Here is a 17674-nt window from a genome sequence, read left to right as displayed (position 1 = left end):
GCAACAAGGTCAATCAGGCGCGGTCAGTACGTTTGCCTCCGTCGCGGGGTGGACGCGACTCATCCCTGCGGACTACGGCCCGGGTTCAGCGGGCGATCCAGGTTGCCCGCGCCGAGCCGAGCAACGACCCGTCCGGGCCGTACAGGCTGGTGTGCACGAGCGCCTTGCGCCCATCGACGCGCAGCAACGCCCCGGTCACCACGCACTCGTCGCCCGGCCGGGGCAGCGCCGCGACCACTGCGGCGATCCGGCCCAGCAGGTACGGGCGGCCCGGCGCGAGCACCGCCCAACCACCGGGGCAGTCCAGCGCAGCCCAGACCGTGGCCGTGCTGACCTGTGCGGGCGCGCGGAAGGGTGCGGCGGTCCGGCCATCGGGCAGCCGGCCGGGGAAGATCCGCAGCCCGTCGGCCCGCTGCGGCCCGCAGACGTAACAGCTGGGGAACGGATGCTCGACCAGGCCGGGGTAGCGGGCCGCGGCGGCCACCGCCGTCTCCAGGTCGACCGGGGGTACGACAGCATCGATCACCCCGGCCGGGCTCACCTCGGCCACCAGTTCGCCGGCCGGGTCCCGGACCTCGCCGTCGACCACTGTCAGCTCGGTCTCCAGCGGTGGTGGCCGGCGCAGCGTCACCTCGACCGGCCCGCTGCCGCCCGCCTCGGCGGCGAAGATCCCCGCGCTCCAGCCGCCGTTGCCGGAACCGGCGGGCCCGTTGTAGCGGGTTTCGATACGCATCGTCGACCTCCGGTGGTGCGTGTCGGCGTCGTCGCCGGTCCGCTCCGCAGCCTCGCACGACCGGGGTGGGAGCCATCTGCCGGCCGGCGTTCATCCTGCCGACACCAGTGGTCCCCGTGAATGGCAACCCGGGCCCTTACACAGATCCCATGGCCGTTCTGCATGCCGCTGGCGCAGCCCTGAAGACCAGCGGATACACCCTGCTGATCGCCGACGACCCCACCCAGGTCGCGGCCGCGCAACGCCTGCGCCACGAGGTGTTCGCCACCGAGCTCGGCGCCACCCTCCCCGGCGAGGCCGGGTTGGACGTCGACCCCTTCGACGCGTACTGCGACCACCTGATCGTCCGCGAGGACAGCACCGGCGAGGTGGTCGGCACGTACCGGCTGCTGCCGCCGGGGCGCACCACCCGGCGCTACGCCGAGGACGAGTTCGACCTGAGCCCGCTCGACCCGCTCCGCGACGACCTGGTCGAGGCGGGTCGGTCCTGCGTGCACCCGGACCACCGCTCCGGCGCGGTGATCAACCTGATGTGGGCCGGCATCATCCGGTACCTGCACCTGCGCGGCTCCCGCTGGCTCGGCGGCTGCGCGTCGGTGCCGGTGGCTGACGGCGGGCGGACGGTGGCCGAGGTGTGGACCCAGGCCCGGGCCCGGCACCTGTCGCCGCCGCCGCTGCGGGTCCGCCCGTTGCGGCCCTGGTTCACCGAGGCGGCTGCGGCCGGCCCGGTCGCCGCCGCCCCGGCCGGGCGGGTGGCGGTTCCGCCGCTGCTGCGTGGCTACCTCCGGCTCGGCGCGTGGATCTGCGGCGAGCCGTCGTACGACAGCGACTTCGGGTGCGCGGACTTCTACGTCCTCTTCTCCCTGGACCGGATGAACCCGCGCTACCTGCGGCACTTCCTCGGCGGGGAGCAGCGGTGACCGCCGTGCCGCGCGACCTGTGGCGCCCCGCCTCGGGTTGCGACGACGACTGCCTGCCGGCGGCCGGCGAGGGGCCCACGGTGCCGGTGTCCCGCCGGGTGCTCCGACTGGTCGCCGCGCTCGGCATGCTTATGGCCGGGATCCCGGTGGTGGCGCTGCTGCCCGTGCTCCCCACTCGGGAACGGCAGGCGCTGGTCAGCGGCTGGGCGCGGGCCACCGCGCGCGCCTTCGGCGTCCGCCTCGTGGTCCGGGGTCGGTTGCCCCGGCGGCGCGCACTGCTGGTCGCCAACCATGTCTCCTGGCTGGACATCCTCGCGGTGCTGGCGGTCGCGCCCACCCGGATGGTGGCCAAACGGGAGGTCCGCTCCTGGCCGGTGGTCGGTCTGCTGGCTGCGGCGGTGGGCACGGTCTTCGTGGACCGCGCCCGGCCGCTGGCGCTGCCGAGGACCGTCGCCCGGGTCGCCGACGCGCTGCGCGCCGGGCGGTCGGTGGCTGTCTTTCCGGAGGGCACGACGTGGTGTGCCGGGAACGGTGCCACCGACTGCCGCCCTGGCGGTGGGTTCCGGCCGGCGACGTTCCAGGCGGCCATCGACACCGGCAGCCCGGTGGTTCCGCTGCGGCTCACCTATCGCTGTGCGGCCACCGGGTCGACCACCACGGCGGCCGCCTTCCTCGGTGCGGACACCCTGCTGCGCTCGGTGGCACGGGTGGTCGCGGCGCGGGAGCTGGTGGTCTCGGTGACGATCGCCGCCGCGCTGCACCCGGCCCGTGACGCCGATCGGCGGTTGCTGGCCCGGGCCGCCGAGTCGGCCGTACATCTGGTGCCGGCGGCGGGTGCCGTGGCGCGGGCCCGGCTGCGGCCGGTGCCGACGGTGACCCCGGCCGTTCCCGTACCGGGTCCGCCTGCTGATCGGGAGCTGGACCTGGCGGCCTGAGGGGAGCACGCCGAACGCCGGGCCGGCGACCAACTCGCGACAGTCTTGTGGTGTCGCGATGTATCGCGTTACATTCTCCTCCTGTTCGGCGTGCCTCCCGCGCGTCGTCGAGAGGGGGAACGCCATGGCCGGATGGACGGTCGAGAGCCCGCAACGGCTCACACTGGACGCTCCGGTCGTCCGGCTGGACGTTCGACTGATCAGTGGGCGGCTCAACGTGGTCGCCACCGACGGGCCGACCCGGATCGACGTGACCCAGGTCGGCCGTCGGCCGGTCCTGATCGACCACACCGACGGTCGCCTCAGCGTCCGCCAGGAACGCGGTCGGGGCTGGTCGGACGTCCTGCGCTGGTTCCGGATGATCCACCGCTATCCCCGGGTGGACGTCTCCATCGCCGTGCCCGCCGACGTCCTCGCCGATCTGGGCCTGGTCGCGGGCTCGCTGGTCGCCTCCGGCCTGCGCCGGCAGACCACCGCCAACGTCGTCGCCGGCCAGATCACCCTGATGGGGCTGCGCGGCAGCACCTCCGCGAAGCTCACCTCGGGCCCGGTGGAGGCGCTCGGCGTCCGCGGCGACCTCACTGTGGAGACGGTCTCCGGGGAGGTGATCCTCGCCGACAGCGCCGCCGACCGGGTCCGGGCGCAGACCGTCTCAGGTCAGATCACCTGTGATTTGGACAACCCCCGGCGCAGCGAGATCCGGTTGACCACCATCTCGGGCAGCATCACCGTCCGGGTCCGCGCGGACAGCGACCTCGCCGTCCAGCTGAACACCGCCTCCGGCCGGATCACCAGCGGCTTTCCGCAGCTGCGCACCTCGACGTTCCCACTGCCCAGCAGCGAGGGGGTGCTCGGCGCCGGCGACGGTAAGCTCTGGGCTTCCGCGACCTCGGGGAGCATCGCCCTGCTCGCCCGAGCCGTCGACGACGATGCAGAGGAGCTGCCGTGACCGCCGTGTTCAGCCACGGGCGGCTCCGGCTCTACCTGCTCAAGCTCCTCGACGACGGCCCGAAGCACGGCTACGAGCTGATCCGCCTGCTGGAGGACCGCTTCCTCGGGCTGTACGCGCCCAGCGCCGGCACCATCTACCCCCGCCTGCAACGGCTGGAGGTCGAGGGTCTGGTCAGCCACACCGCGGCCGGCGGCCGCAAGACGTACGACATCACCGATGCCGGCCGGGCGGAACTGCACCAGCGGGCCGGTGAGTTGACCGCGCTGGAAACGGACATCGCGGCCTCCGTGGCGGACCTCTCCAGCCTGGCCGGCGAGATCCGCAGCGAGGTACGCGGATCGGCACGCGACCTCAAGCGGGAGCTGAGCGAGGCCACCCGGCAGACCCGGCGGACCCGGTGGGAGGCGCCCGCGCCGCCGCCCCGCCCGGCGTCGACCGGAGGGCCGCAGGCCGAGCTGCTCGACGAGTTGGACCAGCGGCTGGCCGCGTTCACCGCCGAGGTGGGCCGGCTGATGCGCGCCCGACAGTTCAGCGACACCCAGTTGCGCACCGCGATCCGGCTGCTCGACGGCGCCCTCGACGGGCTGCGTCGCCTGCTGCGCTGACCGGCCTCGCCGGACGGCCGCCGACTCACAGCCTTTTTGCAGGAAGCGTCCAGCGCTGGCGCAGTGAAGTCACCGATGATGGGCTCATGCCCGCTACCCAGACCGAGGCGCGACTGCTCGTCGTCGAGGACGACCCCAACATCCTCGAACTGCTCTCCGCGAGCCTGCGGTTCGCGGGCTTCGACGTGGCCACCGCGACAAGTGGGAGCGCCGCGCTCAACGCCGCCAAGGACCACCGGCCCGACCTGGTGGTGCTCGACGTGATGCTCCCCGACCTCGACGGCTTCGAGGTCATCCGGATGCTCCGCGAGGGCGGCACGCGTACCCCGGTGGTGTTCCTGACCGCCCGGGACGCCACCGACGACAAGATCCGTGGGCTGACTCTGGGCGGCGACGACTACGTCACGAAGCCGTTCAGCCTGGAGGAGTTGACCGCCCGGATCCGCGCCGTGCTGCGCCGCACCACGACCGGCGAGCAGGCCCCGTCCCGGCTCACCTTCGCGGACCTCGAGTTGGACGAGGAGACCCACGAGGTGCACCGTGCGGGCCAGCGGGTGCAGCTCTCGCCGACCGAGTTCAAGCTGCTGCGGTACCTGATGCTCAACGCCAACCGGGTGCTCTCCAAGGCGCAGATCCTCGACCACGTCTGGAACTACGACTTCCGGGGCGACGACAACATCGTCGAGTCCTACATCTCGTATCTGCGGCGCAAGGTCGACACCACCCAACCCCGGCTGATCCACACCCTGCGCGGCGTCGGCTACGTGCTGCGCAAGCCGGCGGCGTGAACGCGGTCCAGCAGGCGAAAGGGCGGGTCCGCAGCGTTCCGCTGCGGGTGAAGCTGGTCACCTCGGTGCTCGCGCTGGTCGCCGTCGCGCTTCTGGTGATCAGCTCGCTGACCGCGTACTTCCTCCGCAACTACCTGGAGGGCCAGGTCGACGGGCAGGTCCGGTCGACCGCCCAGGGCCTCGGCCAGCTGCTTCCGAAGCTGCGCAGCGGTGAGGTCGGCGCGATGCTGCCCAGCGACTACGTCGTCATCGTGGCCGACGAGCAGCAGGTGTACCCGCCCAAATACGACGACCTCAGCTACGACCGCGACCAACTGCCCGCGTTCCCCACCAGCCGCGCGGGTTTCGAGGCGGCGGAGGGCGAGCCGCAGACCGTCCTGTCCCACAACGGCTACACCCGCTGGCGGGTGTACTACGCCCCCCAGCCGGACGGCTCGGTGCTGGCCGTGGGTCAGCCGCTGACCGACGTGGACCGGGCGGTGAAGCAGCTCGTCTGGATAGACCTCCTGGTCGGTGGCGCAGTGCTGATCATGCTGGCCTCGGTCGGCGCGGCGATCGTCCGGACCAGCCTCAAGCCCCTCGTCGAGATCGAACAGACCGCCGCCGCGATCGCCGGCGGTGACCTGACCCGCCGGGTGCCCGACCCGGAGGAGGGCCAGGCCGAGCCGACTTCGGAGCTGGGCCGGCTCTCCCGTGCGCTGAACGCGATGCTCACCCAGATCGAGGCGGCGTTCACCGCCCGAGCCGCGTCGGAAACCTCGGCCCGGTGGGCGGAGAGCGCCGCCCGGGATGCCGCCGCCGCCGCACAGGCGTCCGAGGCGCGGGCCATCCGCTCCGAGGAGCGGATGCGGCAGTTCGTCGCCGACGCCTCCCACGAGCTGCGGACTCCGCTCACCACCATTCGTGGCTTCGCCGAGTTGTACCGGCAGGGTGCCGCCCGTGCGCCGGAGCAGACCGCCGGTCTGCTGCGCCGGATCGAGGACGAGGCGGCCCGGATGGGGCTGCTGGTGGAGGACCTGCTTCTGCTCGCCCGGTTGGACATGGAACGGCCGCTCTCGCTCACCCCGGTGGAGCTGCCGGTGCTCGCCTCCGACGCGGTGCAGGCCGCCCGGGCGATGGCACCGGACCGGCGGATCGAGCTGGAGATCGCGCCCGAATCGGGCCCGCTCGTCGTCTCCGCCGACGACGCGCGGCTACGGCAGGTGATCGGCAACCTGGTCACCAACGCGCTCACCCACACCCCACCGGAGGCCGAGATCCGGGTACGGCTGCGCGCCGAACCGGGTGGTTTCGCCGTCGTGGAGGTGGCCGACACCGGCCCCGGTCTCTCAGCCGAGCAGGCGGAACGTGTCTTCGAGCGGTTCTACCGGGCCGACGCGGCCCGGACCCGGAGGGCCGACGGCAACACCGGCACCGGCCTCGGCCTGGCCATCGTGGCGGCGCTGGTCGCCGCCCACCACGGCTCGGTCGAGGTGGCCGAGACGCCCGGCGGCGGGGCCACCTTCCGGGTTCGGCTGCCGCTGCTGCCGCAGATCGACGGAGCGGGCGAGTGACTTTCAGCCAACTTCCAGGACGGTTCCAGGTTGATTGCAGTGCCGGGGGAGAAGGTAGTGCCATGACCGAGTTCGAGTCCGACCCGCAGCGCCGGCCGGCCCCCACCGACGCCGAGCCGTCGCACCCCACCGCCGAGCTGCCGCGCGACGAGCGCGTGCAGTCCGACTCCCCGACCACTCCCGTACCGGTCGTCTCGACCGGCGGCGACCCGACGGTCGCCGCCCCCACCGGTGACGCCGAGACCACCGCCGTCACCCCCGCCGGGTACACCGGCTCCTCCGCGCCCGCCGGCCCGCCGGCAGCCGCTCAGCCGACCGGGTTCGAGCCGTCGACCGGCTACGAGCGCCCGGCCGCCGCCGCGTCCGCGCCGTCGTACCCGGTCTCCGGTCACCCGGCGCCCGGCCAGCCCGGCTACCCACAGCCGGCCGCCGGTCACTACCCCGGTGCTCCCTGGTACCCGGGCCAGCAGTCCGGCTGGGCCGGCGGGGGCCAGCCGGGAATGCCGTACGCCCAGCACCAGCAGCACCCCGGGCAGCACGCCCAGCACCCCGGACAGCACCCGCACCACCCGGGCCAGCCGGTCCCGCCGTGGGGCCCGCAGGTCGCGCCGCCCGGCAGCGGCCCCCGGCCGGGTCGGATCGCCAAGTTCGCCGGTGCCGGTGTCGCGGTGTTCGCCCTGATGCTCGGTTCCGGTGTTGCCGGTGGGGCACTCGCGCTCGCCCTCGACGGCGACGGCGGTGGCATCACCCGCACCTACTCCGCGGCTCCCGTGATCAACGGCGCCGACCTGCCGAAGATCGCCGCGTCGGTGCAGGACAGCGTCGTCTCGATCACCACCAACAGCGGTGAGGGCTCCGGGGTGGTGCTCAGCGCCGACGGGTACGTGCTGACCAACAACCACGTGGTCGCGTCCGCAGCCGGCGACGCCGTGCGGGTGGTCTTCGCCGACGGCAAGACCGCCGACGCGAAGATCATCGGCACCGACCCGAAGACCGACCTGGCCGTGGTGAAGGCCAACGGGGTGAACGACCTGAAGCCGGCCAAGTTCGGCGACAGCGACGCCATGCAGGTCGGCGACCAGGTGCTCGCCCTGGGCAGCCCGCTCGGTCTGCAGGGTTCGGTCACCTCGGGCATCCTCAGCGCCCGGGACCGCACCATCCGGGCCGGTGAGGGGCAGCCGCAGGACCCGACCCAGCAGCAGAGCCAGCCGGTCAGCTCGATCTCCGGCCTGCTCCAGACGGACGCGCCGATCAACCCCGGCAACTCCGGTGGCGCCCTGGTCAACACCCGGGGCGAGGTGATCGGCGTCAACACCGCCATCGCGACCTCCGGGCAGAGCACCGGCAACATCGGTGTCGGGTTCGCCATCCCCAGCAACAAGGCCAAGGACGTCGCGGGCAAGCTCCAGCGGGGCGAGAAGGTCAGCCACCCGTCGCTCGGAGTCGGCGTCAACCAGGCCGAGGGCGGCGGCGCCCTCGTTGCGTCGGTCACCCCGGGCAGCCCGGCGGAGAAGGCCGGCCTCCAGCGCGGCGACGTCGTCACCCGGTTCGGCGACAAGCCCGTCAACGACTCGGACGACCTGGTGGGCGCGGTGCAGGCCGGCAAGGTCGGCGACCGGGTCGAGGTGCAGTTCAAGCGCAACGGTGTCGAGAAGTCGGTGACCGTGACGCTCGCCGAGACGTCCTGACCAGCTGTCTGAACCTGCTTCCTCCCTCCGGCGGCGGGTGGCGGGGCCGAGGGGGTCGGCTCCGTCACCCGCCGCTTCTTTCCGCCCGGACGGCGGTTCACCCGTAACGGGTGAACCGCCGTCACCCGTCCGCCCGGCAGGTTCGGAGGGCGACGACCGGAACCGGGGGGTGGGGTGCCATGACCGAGGTGGTGGGTGTCCGCGACGACCAGCGGATCCAACGCGACGTTCTGGCCGAACTGGCCTGGGACGCCCGGCTGCAACCGAACGAGATCGGCGTGACAGTCGACCAGGGCGTGGTCACCCTGACCGGATTCGTGGACGGTGCCGCCCGCGGCTGGGCCGCGACACGGTGCGCGCAGCGGGTTCGCGGCGTACGGGCGGTGGCCGACGAGATGGAGGTGCGGCTGCCCGGCACTCCGGGGCGTACCGACGCCGAGGTCGCCAACGCCGCCACCCGCGCCTTGGAGTGGGACAGTTTCGTGCCCGCCGAACGGCTGGACGTGACAGTGGCCAACGGCTGGCTGATGCTGCGCGGTGAGGTCGAGTTCGGGTGGCAGCGGCGGGCCGCCGAGGGCGAGGTGCGCCGGCTCGACGGCGTACGGGGGATCACCAACCTGATCGAGGTACGACCCGCGGCGCCACCGGCTGGCGAGCGGCTGCGGCGGGACGTCCAGCGGGCGCTGCTGCGCACGCTCGGCGGCGAGCGGGTGACCGTCGAGGTGGACGGCGACACGCTGGTCCTCGCCGGCGTGGTCCGTTCCTGGTGGGAACGCGATCAGGTCGAGCGGGTGGCGTGGTCCGCGCCCGGAGTGCGGGTGGTCCACGACCAACTCCTGGTGGGCGGGTGATCGTCCGCCATGTCCGGTTTACCCGGGACGCCACCGGGAAACCGCCGCCGACCGGCGGTGCCGCCGCACCGGGGGAGCAACGGGGAGGACTCGTGGCCGTGAACCACCCGCCTGCGGGCCGCCCCGAGGAGCGGTCGCTGCGCATCGCGATGGTGGTTCCGCCGTGGTTGTCCGTACCGCCGCCCGGCTACGGCGGCCTCGAACAGGTCGTCGCCGCCCTGGTGGACGCGCTCTGCGGGCAGGGGCACTCGGTGACCCTGTTCGGCGCCGGAGGTGACCACGGCACGGCGGCCGACGGCTTCGTCTCCACGGTGGCCGAGGTCCAGTACGAGCGGCTCGGCGAGTCACTGCCCGAGCTGGCACACCTGGCCCGGGTGAATCGGCTGATCAGCCCGGCCGACTTCGACGTGATTCACGACCACACCACGATCGGTCCACTGGTCGCCGGCCGCCGGGCCGTGCCGACCGTCGCGACCGTGCACGGCAACCCCGTGGGGGAGTACGGCGACGTGCTGAGCGACATCGACGCGGGCGTCGCACTGGTGGCCATCTCGCACGCCCAGCGCCGGCTGAATCCGAACCTGCCCTGGGCCGGCACTGTGCACAACGCGCTCGACATCCGCGGCTTCCCGCGCAAGCACACACCCGGCGCGGGGCCGGTGCTGTGGCTGGCCCGGTTCAGCCCGGACAAGGGCCCGGACACCGCCATCCGGGCGTGCCGGGCGGCCGGACTGCCCCTGCTGTTGGCCGGCAAGTGCAACGAGCCGGCCGAGCGCCGCTACTACGAGCAGGTCGTCGCGCCGATGGTCGACGACGACGTGACCGTCGTGCTCAACGCGGACCGCGCGACGACGCTGCGGATGCTTGTCGACGCGCGCTGCCTGATCATGCCGATCCAGTGGGACGAGCCGTTCGGCATGGTGATGCTGGAGGCGATGGCCACCGGCACGCCGGTGGTGGCGCTCAACCGGGGTGCGGTGCCGGAGCTGGTGCGGCCGGGGCTGACCGGGCTCGTCGTCGAACGGTCGGAGGAGCTACCCGCGGCGCTGCTCGCGGCGGAGCGACTCGACCCGGAGGACTGCGTGGCGCACGTCGCGCGGAACTTCTCGGTCGAGCGGATGGCGAGCGGCTACGCGGAGGTCTATCAGCGCTTCGACCTCGGCCGGCACGACGTCCGTGAACCGGACCGGGTGCCGGTGCGCTGACCCACCGGTGTCGCCGGGTCAGGCTCCGGTCGCGCCCAGCTCGGCGATGGCGGCGTCGAGCCGAGAGGCGTAGGCCGGGCTGATGCCGCCCTCACCGAGACGGACGGCGACCTTCGCGCGCAGCCGGGCCACCGGCGGCGCCAGCTCTTCGCGGCCGGAGCTGACCGCCACGGTCAGGTTGCGCAGCTCGTTTCGCAGGTCGAGGGCCACGTCGTCGCGGATCTCACCGGCGCTCAGGCCGGCGCCGATCAACCCGTCGACCCGGTTCGCGACCTCGGTCAGGGTGCCCGGGTTCGAGGTGGGCGCCCCGGTGGTCGGCTTCGTCGTCGGTGCCGCGGTCGGTGGGGTCGACGTGATCGGCGCGGACGACTCGGGGGCCGGCGGGTCGGTCGACGGGGTCGTCACCGGCCCGGCGGAGGGCTGCGCCCGGCGGGTCGGCTGCTCTTCGGGCAGCAGGGCCACCCCGGCCAGTGTCACTCCGACGGCCAGCACCAGCAGCAACACCAACCGCCGGCGCGACCAGCCGGACCCGGTCGCCGGCTCGCCCGCGCCGGAGGAGGTCCCGCCGTCCGAGGCGTCTCCGTCCAGCCGCGCCGCCGCTGGAGGGCTGACCGTCGCGACGGCGGGCGACTCCGGTGGCAGGGGCTGCGTGGGCACCCGGATGGTCGCCGTCGGGGGCTCGGCGGGCAGCGAGTGGTCGCGGAGCGCGGTGGCGACCTGCCGGGCCGTCGGCCGATCGGCCGGGTTCCGGGCGAGGCTGCGCAGGCAGATCTGGGCCACCGGTGCGGGCAGATCCGGTAGGTCGGCCAGCGTCGGTGGCGGACCACTGGCCAGCGCGGCGCTGAGCTGCTCCCAGGTGTCCGCCGGATACGGGACCCGGCCGGTGAGCGCCTCGTGCAGCAGTACGCCGAGCGAGTAGACGTCGGTGGACGGTTGGGCCGGCGCGCCGTCGAGGCGTTCCGGGGCGACGTACGCCGGGGTGCCGAAGGTCTCGCCGTCCTCGTCCTCGTCGGGCGCGCCGATCCGGGTGGCGATGCCGAAGTCGAGCACCTTGACGCCCGTCCCGGTCATCATCACGTTGGCCGGGGTGATGTCCCGGTGCACGATGCCGAGCCGGTGCGCGGCGGCCAGCGCGTCCGCGACCTGCGCGCCGACCTGGACCGCCTCGGTCCACGGCAGCGGCCCCTCGGTGAGCCGCAGCTTCAACTCCTCGCCGCTGAGCAGTTCCATCACGACGAACGAGGTGATCGAGCCGTCCGGGTCGACCGTCTCGCCGTAGTCGTGCACGGAGGTCAGGTGCGGGTGCACCAACTGGGCGGCGGCCCGTGCCTCCTCGCGCACCATGCCCCGGAACCGCGCGTCGGCGGCGAGTGACGGGGCGAGCACCTTCAGCGCGACCACCCGGTCCAGTACCTCGTCCCGGGCACGCCAGATGACCGACATGCCGCCGGCGCCGATCTGGTCCAGAAGTCGGTATCTGCGAGCCAGCAATCGGCCCGGATGCAGTGCTGCCTTCACAGATCGCACCTGCCTCAGGGGTGGGAGCGGTATCAGGTTGCGCGAATGCGTCCTGCCTGTCAACGCCGTCGCCACCAGCCGTCGGCGGACGGTGCCTGCCGTGCGCTGACCGCCGGTCGGCAGCGGCCCACCGGTCGGCGGCGGGCCCGTGCCAGGATGAGAGACATGGCGGGGGGACCGGTGGCGTTCGTGCTCGGCGGCGGGGGAGTGCTCGGCGCGGTCGAGGTCGGCATGTTGCGTGCCCTGTTCCGGGCCGGCATCCAACCCGACATGGTCCTCGGCACCTCGATCGGCGCGGTCAACGGCGCGCTGGTCGCCGCCGACCCGTCCGAGGCGGTGACCGATCGGCTGGTCCGGCTCTGGGCCTCACCGGAGGCGAGCGAGGTGTACGGCGACTCGGTCGCCCGGCAACTGCGCCGCTTCGCCGCCCGCACCCACCTGCACTCACCCCGGCCGCTGCGCCGCCTGTTGGAGAACGAGCTGGGGGTGGACACCACCTTCGCCGACCTGCGGGTTCCGTTCCGGTGCTGCGCCGCCCACATCGAGCGGGCCGCCGAGCACTGGTTCGACAGCGGCCCGGTGGTGCCGGCGGTGATGGCGTCGGCCTCGGTGCCGGGCCTGCTCCCGCCGATGCAGATCGACGGCGCGCACTACGTGGACGGCGGCATCGTCAACTCCATCCCCATCGGCGAGGCGGTGGCCGTCGGCGCCCGCCGGATCTACGTCCTCCAGGTGGGTCGGATCGAACGGGAGCTGACCCCGCCCCGTCGGCCGTGGGAGATCGCACAGGTGGCGTTCGAGATCTCCCGCCGGCACCGCTTCTTCCGGGAGATGGCGGCTCTGCCGGAGGGGGTGGAGGTGCACGTCCTGCCGACCGGCGGGCTCAACCCACGCGACGACACGCCGTGGGCGTACCGGGACATGGCGGCGGTGGGACGGCGGATCAGCCGCGCGTACACCGCCTCCCGGCGCTACCTCGCCACCCACCTGGAGCGTTGATGCCGCTGCCTCCCCGGTGGCTGCGTCGGCTGCTGATCGCCCCCGCCGTCGTGCTGCTCGCCTTCCTCGTGGTCACCACGTTGCCGATCTGGGCGCTGCTCGCCGCGGCCGCGTCCCCGCTGGTCCCGGGCCGGTTGCGCCCGCTGCGACTGCTCTGGATCGGCTGCTTCTACCTGGTCTGGGACGCTGCCGCGCTGCTCGCGCTCTTCCTGCTCTGGGTCGTCTCCGGCTTCGGCTGGCGGACCCGGTCGCCGGCGTTCCAGCGCGCGCACTACGTGTTGGCCGGCTGGTTCCTGCGGTTGCTGTTCTGGCAGGCACATTGGACACTGCGGTTGCGCATCGACGTCGTGGGCACCGACCCGGACACCGCGTTGCCCGGCCGGCCCGAGCTGGTGCTCTGTCGGCACGCCGGGCCGGGCGACTCGTTCATCCTGATCCACGGGCTGGTCAACTGGTTCCACCGGGAGCCCCGGATCGTCCTCAAGGACAGCCTCCAGTGGGATCCGGCGATCGACGTGCTGCTCAACCGGCTGCCCAACCGGTTCATCGCGCCGACCCCGGAGCGCGGCGAGGAGACGGTACGCCAGGTGAGGCACCTCGCCACCGGCCTGGACGACAACGACGCCTTCGTGATCTTCCCCGAGGGCGGCAACTTCACCCCCAGGCGACGGCTGCGCGCCATCGCCCGGCTGCGCTCCCTCGGCCTGGAAAGGATGGCCCTGCGCGCCGAGCGGATGCGCCACGTGCTCGCCCCGCAGCCCGGTGGGATGCTCGCCGCGCTGGACGCCGCACCGGACGCCGGGGTCATCTTCGTCGCCCACACCGGGCTGGACCGGATGCTCACCGTCGCCGACGTGTGGCGGGAACTGCCGATGGACAAGCGGATCGTCATGCGGTTCTGGTCCGTGCCGCCGGAGGACGTACCGACCGGACGGCAGCAACGCATCGACTGGCTCTTCGATTGGTGGGCGCAGATTGATGCCTGGATCGCCGCTAATCGGTAGATGTCCGCGTAGGGTGCGGGCGTGGACGAGATCTGCGTGGTGACAACGGTGGTGGATGCGCGTTCGGTCGCCGACGTGCTGGCGGCTGCGGCCGTCGCCGGCAGGCTCGCCGCCTGCGCCCAGGTGGGTGGTCAGGTGGACAGCACCTACTGGTGGCGGTCCGGGATGGAGACGAGCACCGAGTGGTCGGTGCAGTTCAAGACCGCACCGGATCGGCTCACCGCGTTGCTGGACCAGATCCGGGTCAGCCACCCGTACGAGGTGCCGGAGATCCTGGTGTCCAGGGTGGAGAGCGGCAACCCCGACTACGCCACCTGGGTGTACGAGCACACCCGCTCCTGAGTACGCGCACTCTGGGTCGCACCCCGGTCGGTTGTCGATGATGACCGGGTGGACGACACCCGTTACCCCTGCCCCGCCTGCGGTGCACCGGCCGATCTGAGCGCCGGTTGCTCCGGCTGCCGACGTGCGCCCGACCCGATCGCCGCTGAGGTGGTTCGGCTGAGCCGGGAGGTCGCCGAGCTTGAGCCGCAGGTGGAGCGGGCTCGTCGCGCGTACACCGAGCTGGCCGGACGACTGTCGACAGTGTCCGGGCGGCGGGCCGAGCTGGCCGCGGTCGTCCGCGCCGGGTTGGCGGCCTCGGTCGTGGCGCGTCCGGTGCCTCTCGGCGGGCCGGCGCCGTCCATCGGCCCGGGTCCCGGGGTGGCGGCGGATTCGCGGCCGGGCGCGGCGGAGACCTCGACCCGGACGGTCCAAGGTCTGCTCTTCGTCCTCGGTGGACTCCTGCTGGGCACCGCGGCGGTGGTGTTCACCGCGGTCGCCTGGGCGGCGGTGGGGGTCGCCGGGCGGGCGTTGATCCTGGCGGCGTTCACAGCGCTCGCGCTGGGCGTACCGCTGCTGGCGGTCCGCCGAGGGCTGCGCGGTACGGCGGAGACGTTCGCCGCGGTGGGGTTGCTGCTGGTGGTGCTGGACGGTTACGCGGCCTGGTCGGTGGACCTGGCCGGCGTGGCCGACTGGCCGGGCAGCCGGTACGCCGCGCTGGTCGGGGGGGCCAGCGCGGCGGTCGCCGTGGCGTACGGCCGGTGGAGCGGGTTGACGGGGCCCTGGTTCGCCGCCCTGGTGGCCGCCCAGCCGGCGTTGCCGCTGCTCGCCGCCGAGGCCGGGCTGGGTGCGACGGGGTGGGCGTTGGTACTGCTCGGGGTGGCGTCGCTGAACCTGGCCGTGCTGGCCGCGTTGCGTGGCCGGGAGGGGGCGGCGCAACTCGTCGGCCGGGTCCTTGCCGGCGCGGGTCACGTCGCCGCGCTGGTGGGCGCCTCGGCGTGCGCGGTGGTGCCGCTGGTCAGTGGGCGGGCGGGGGGCGCGCCACTGCTGGCCGGGGTGCCGCTGTTGCTGGTCGCGCTGACCGGGTTCGGTGCGGCCTGGCTCGTCGGGGGGCGGGCGCTGCGGGCGGTGGCGGCCGGGCTGCTGGTGCCGGTGCTCGCCGCCGCCCTGCTGCGTCCGGTGGCGGAGCTGCGGCCGTCAGTGCTGCTGCTCGCGGCGGCGACTGTGGCGCTGGGGATGGCCGCGGCCGTGCGGCTCCTGCCGGCGGCGGCCGGGGCGGCAGTGGACGGTGGCGGCGGTTGGCGGGCCGGTCCGCGGGCCGGCGCGCTGTTCGTCGCGGCGGGCACGGCGCAGGTCACCGTATTGATCACCATCGGGCTGGCGGTCGCCGCCGTCGGCCGGTCGCTGCCGCCCTGGGGCGGGGCCGGGACGGCGCCGGATCTGCGCTGGGGCTGGCAGCTGGCACCCGCTGTGGCGCTGGCGATCGGCGCGACGGTGCTCCTGCTGCCCCGTGGCGCGCGGGCGGTGCTCGCCACGGCCGGCGCGGTGGCGGTGCTGTTCGCCGTACCCGCCGGCTGGTCGGCCTCCTGGCCTCAGGTGGTGGCCGTCGACCTGGTCGGCGGGGTCGCGTTGCTGCTCGCCGTGCTGGCCCGCCCGAGCACCCCATCGGTCGCCCTGCGCACCCGTGCTCTCGGCGGTGCCGTCCTGCTCGGGCACGGGCTGCTGGTCGCCCTGGCCGCCCCGATCGGTGCTCTGGTGGCGCTCGGCGTGCTCGCCGTGGTCGGGCTGGCGCTCGCCGTCCGACGGGGGGCCGGCGCGTACCGGGAGGTGGCCGGCGCGGGTCTGCTGGTCGGGCAGCTCGCGCTGCCTGGAATCGCGGCGGTGGCGATGTTCGCCGCGGGCGGGCCGCCCTGGTGGCAGGCCCGGCTCGCGCTGGCCGCCGCCGGGCTGTCGCTGGTCGCAGCGCTCGCGGCCCGCCGTCACCGGGTGGAGCTGATCGGGTACGCGGTGACCGGCGCCGTCGCGGCGGTGACCGTGCCCGGCCTCACGCCGCTGGTCGGGGCGGGTGACGAGCCGCTCGTGCTGTACGCGGCGCTGGCCGCGCTGGGCGTCTGCTGGCTGCCGTCGGCGAGCGCCTCCGGTCAGGCGGTCCTCGGGGACCGGCCGGCGGCCGACGGGCGCGAGTCGGCCCGGTCAGCGCTGTTGCTGGCGGCCGGCGGAACGCTGGCGGCGGTCGCCGTCCTGGCGGCCCTGCCGACGGTGCTGACCGCACTCGGGTCGCCCTACGGCGGCGGGAACCCTGTGTGGTCGGGGGTGCCCACGGTCGTGGCCGACCCGTCGGTGCTCCCGGTCGGGTTCGCGCTGGTCGTGCTGGCGGTGGCCGGCGCGCTGGCCGGTCGGCGGGTCGGCCTGCCGGTGCCGCCCGCGCTGCCGTTCGTCGCGGCGGCGCTGCCGGTGCTGCTCATCGCGATCGGCGCGCCGTGGCCGGTGCTGCCGGCCGCCGTTCTGCTCGCCGGCCTGGCGGCGCTGCTGTTCACCGCGCTGGCCGCGGCCCGCCCGGCGCTCGCACCGGTCGCCGTGCCGGTGGGCGTGGTGCTGGTGGCCTCCGGTGTGCTCGGTCTGCTGGCCACCCGGGCCGGGACGCTCGCGGCCGAGGGGGCGCTGCTGGTGGCGGCGGTCGCGGTCGCCGCCGGGGCGCGCCGGTTCGAGGTACGGGTCGCCGGTTGTCTCGCCGCCGTGGGCGCGGCCTCCTCGTTGTCGGTGACCGCCCCGCTCGCCGCTGGGCTGCCGTTGCGAGCTGCCGCGTACCCGCTGCTGGCGGTGGCCGGTCTGGTGCTTGCCGCCGCGGCGGTCACCCCGGCGCGGGTCCGGCTGGGACGGGTGCTGGACGCCACCGCGCAGGCCGTCGCGCTGGTGGCGGCGGTGCTCGCCGTCGAGGCGGCACGGCACCTCGCCACCGTCTGCGTGCTCTGGGGTGTCGCCGTGGCGCTGCGACTGCTGCGCCGGGGCGAACCGGCCGGCCGGCGGTGGATGTTCGCCGGGATCGCCGCCGGCAGCGAGTTGCTCGGGGCCTGGGTGCTGCTCGCCGCCGGTGGGGTGACCGTGCTGGAGGCGTACACCCTGCCGGCCGCAGCGCTCGCCGTCGGCGCGGGCCTGCTGGCGCTGCGTACCCGATCGGGGTTGACCAGCTGGCCGGCCCTCGGCCCGGGGCTGGTGGCGGCGTTGCTGCCCAGCCTCGTGTCGGTGCTGGCCGGGGCGGACCCACAGCCGTGGCGGCGACTGCTCCTCGGCGCGGCGGCGACCGGCGCGGTGCTGGCCGGCGCGACCCGCCGGTGGCAGGCGCCGGTGCTGCTCGGAGGCGGGGTGCTGACACTGTTGGCGCTGCACGAGCTGGCCCGGGGGTGGGATCTGCTGCCCCGGTGGATCTACCTGGGAGTCGGCGGGCTGGCGCTGGTCGGGCTCGCCGCAACCTACGAGCGGCGGCGACGTGACCTGGCTCGACTGCGCGCTGCGGTCGGCCGACTGAGCTGAGTCGAACCAGTAGGGGTAGGGCCTGCCCTACCCCCCATTCGGGGGTTGTCGGGGTTACTCACCGCTACCGC

General features: G+C 74.1%; 15 protein-coding genes. 13 read left to right on the top strand and 2 right to left on the bottom strand.

Going from position 1 to position 17674, the window contains the following annotated elements; translation table 11 throughout:
• Nucleotides 1–85 precede the first annotated feature (85 nt).
• The gene (locus tag GA0070561_RS25350; protein WP_091406036.1) at nucleotides 86–733 is read right to left on the bottom strand and encodes a hypothetical protein; all 648 of its coding nucleotides are present in this window, start codon (nucleotides 731–733) and stop codon (nucleotides 86–88) included.
• A 149-nt stretch (nucleotides 734–882) separates the two neighbouring features.
• Here GA0070561_RS25350 and GA0070561_RS25345 point away from each other — a divergent pair, with 149 nt between their 5' ends.
• The 9 genes from GA0070561_RS25345 (at nucleotide 883) to GA0070561_RS25305 (ending at nucleotide 10230) form a co-directional block, all read left to right on the top strand.
• Nucleotides 883–1653 carry a GNAT family N-acetyltransferase gene (locus tag GA0070561_RS25345; RefSeq protein ID WP_091406033.1) on the top strand — a complete coding sequence of 257 codons (771 nt, stop codon included), beginning with the start codon at nucleotides 883–885 and terminating at the stop codon, nucleotides 1651–1653.
• Nucleotides 1650–2588: a lysophospholipid acyltransferase family protein gene (locus GA0070561_RS25340; RefSeq protein ID WP_091406031.1), complete on the top strand. Its 939-nt coding sequence runs from the start codon at nucleotides 1650–1652 to the stop codon at nucleotides 2586–2588. The genes GA0070561_RS25345 and GA0070561_RS25340 overlap by 4 nt, the downstream gene beginning before the upstream one ends.
• Before the next feature lie 124 nt (nucleotides 2589–2712).
• A complete protein-coding gene (locus GA0070561_RS25335) occupies nucleotides 2713–3537 on the top strand; it encodes a DUF4097 family beta strand repeat-containing protein (RefSeq protein WP_091406028.1) in 825 nt (274 codons plus the stop codon).
• Nucleotides 3534–4145: a PadR family transcriptional regulator gene (locus GA0070561_RS25330; RefSeq protein ID WP_091406026.1), complete on the top strand. Its 612-nt coding sequence runs from the start codon at nucleotides 3534–3536 to the stop codon at nucleotides 4143–4145. Before GA0070561_RS25335 ends, GA0070561_RS25330 begins: the two co-directional genes overlap by 4 nt.
• An 86-nt stretch (nucleotides 4146–4231) precedes the next feature.
• Entirely contained in the window at nucleotides 4232–4933 is a 702-nt protein-coding gene (locus GA0070561_RS25325; RefSeq protein WP_030336721.1) for a response regulator transcription factor, read from the top strand.
• Entirely contained in the window at nucleotides 4930–6486 is a 1557-nt protein-coding gene (locus GA0070561_RS25320) for a sensor histidine kinase (RefSeq protein WP_091406024.1), read from the top strand. The genes GA0070561_RS25325 and GA0070561_RS25320 overlap by 4 nt, the downstream gene beginning before the upstream one ends.
• A 62-nt stretch (nucleotides 6487–6548) precedes the next feature.
• Entirely contained in the window at nucleotides 6549–8174 is a 1626-nt protein-coding gene (locus GA0070561_RS25315; protein ID WP_091406022.1) for a trypsin-like peptidase domain-containing protein, read from the top strand.
• A gap of 179 nt (nucleotides 8175–8353) precedes the next feature.
• Nucleotides 8354–9025 (top strand): BON domain-containing protein, encoded by a 672-nt coding sequence (locus tag GA0070561_RS25310; protein ID WP_091406021.1) that lies wholly within the window; start codon nucleotides 8354–8356, stop codon nucleotides 9023–9025.
• 149 nt (nucleotides 9026–9174) lie between these two features.
• Entirely contained in the window at nucleotides 9175–10230 is a 1056-nt protein-coding gene (locus tag GA0070561_RS25305) for a glycosyltransferase family 4 protein (protein ID WP_091406494.1), read from the top strand.
• An 18-nt stretch (nucleotides 10231–10248) separates the two neighbouring features.
• Here the strand turns inward: GA0070561_RS25305 and GA0070561_RS25300 are convergent, their stop codons facing one another.
• Nucleotides 10249–11748 (bottom strand): serine/threonine-protein kinase, encoded by a 1500-nt coding sequence (locus GA0070561_RS25300; RefSeq protein WP_091406019.1) that lies wholly within the window; start codon nucleotides 11746–11748, stop codon nucleotides 10249–10251.
• Nucleotides 11749–11913: 165 nt separating this feature from the next.
• Between GA0070561_RS25300 and GA0070561_RS25295 the strand changes: the two genes are divergently transcribed.
• The 4 genes from GA0070561_RS25295 to GA0070561_RS25280 are packed head-to-tail and all read left to right on the top strand — an operon-like array spanning nucleotide 11914 to nucleotide 17603.
• Nucleotides 11914–12747, top strand: a complete 834-nt coding sequence (locus tag GA0070561_RS25295) for a patatin-like phospholipase family protein (RefSeq protein WP_091406017.1) — start codon at nucleotides 11914–11916, stop codon at nucleotides 12745–12747.
• A complete protein-coding gene (locus GA0070561_RS25290) occupies nucleotides 12747–13751 on the top strand; it encodes a 1-acyl-sn-glycerol-3-phosphate acyltransferase (protein WP_091406016.1) in 1005 nt (334 codons plus the stop codon). Before GA0070561_RS25295 ends, GA0070561_RS25290 begins: the two co-directional genes overlap by 1 nt.
• A 21-nt stretch (nucleotides 13752–13772) precedes the next feature.
• On the top strand, nucleotides 13773–14093 hold the full coding sequence (gene cutA / locus GA0070561_RS25285; protein WP_091406014.1) for a divalent-cation tolerance protein CutA: 321 nt from the start codon (nucleotides 13773–13775) through the stop codon (nucleotides 14091–14093).
• Between the two features lie 48 nt (nucleotides 14094–14141).
• Nucleotides 14142–17603, top strand: a complete 3462-nt coding sequence (locus GA0070561_RS25280) for an SCO7613 C-terminal domain-containing membrane protein (protein ID WP_091406011.1) — start codon at nucleotides 14142–14144, stop codon at nucleotides 17601–17603.
• The last annotated feature ends 71 nt before the right edge of the window (nucleotides 17604–17674 follow it).

It is taken from the genome of Micromonospora saelicesensis (genome assembly GCF_900091575.1).
Classification (GTDB): Bacteria; Actinomycetota; Actinomycetes; order Mycobacteriales; family Micromonosporaceae; genus Micromonospora; species Micromonospora saelicesensis.
Note: the sequence above shows the minus strand (reverse complement) of the source record. Positions and strands in the feature narration are given on the sequence as shown.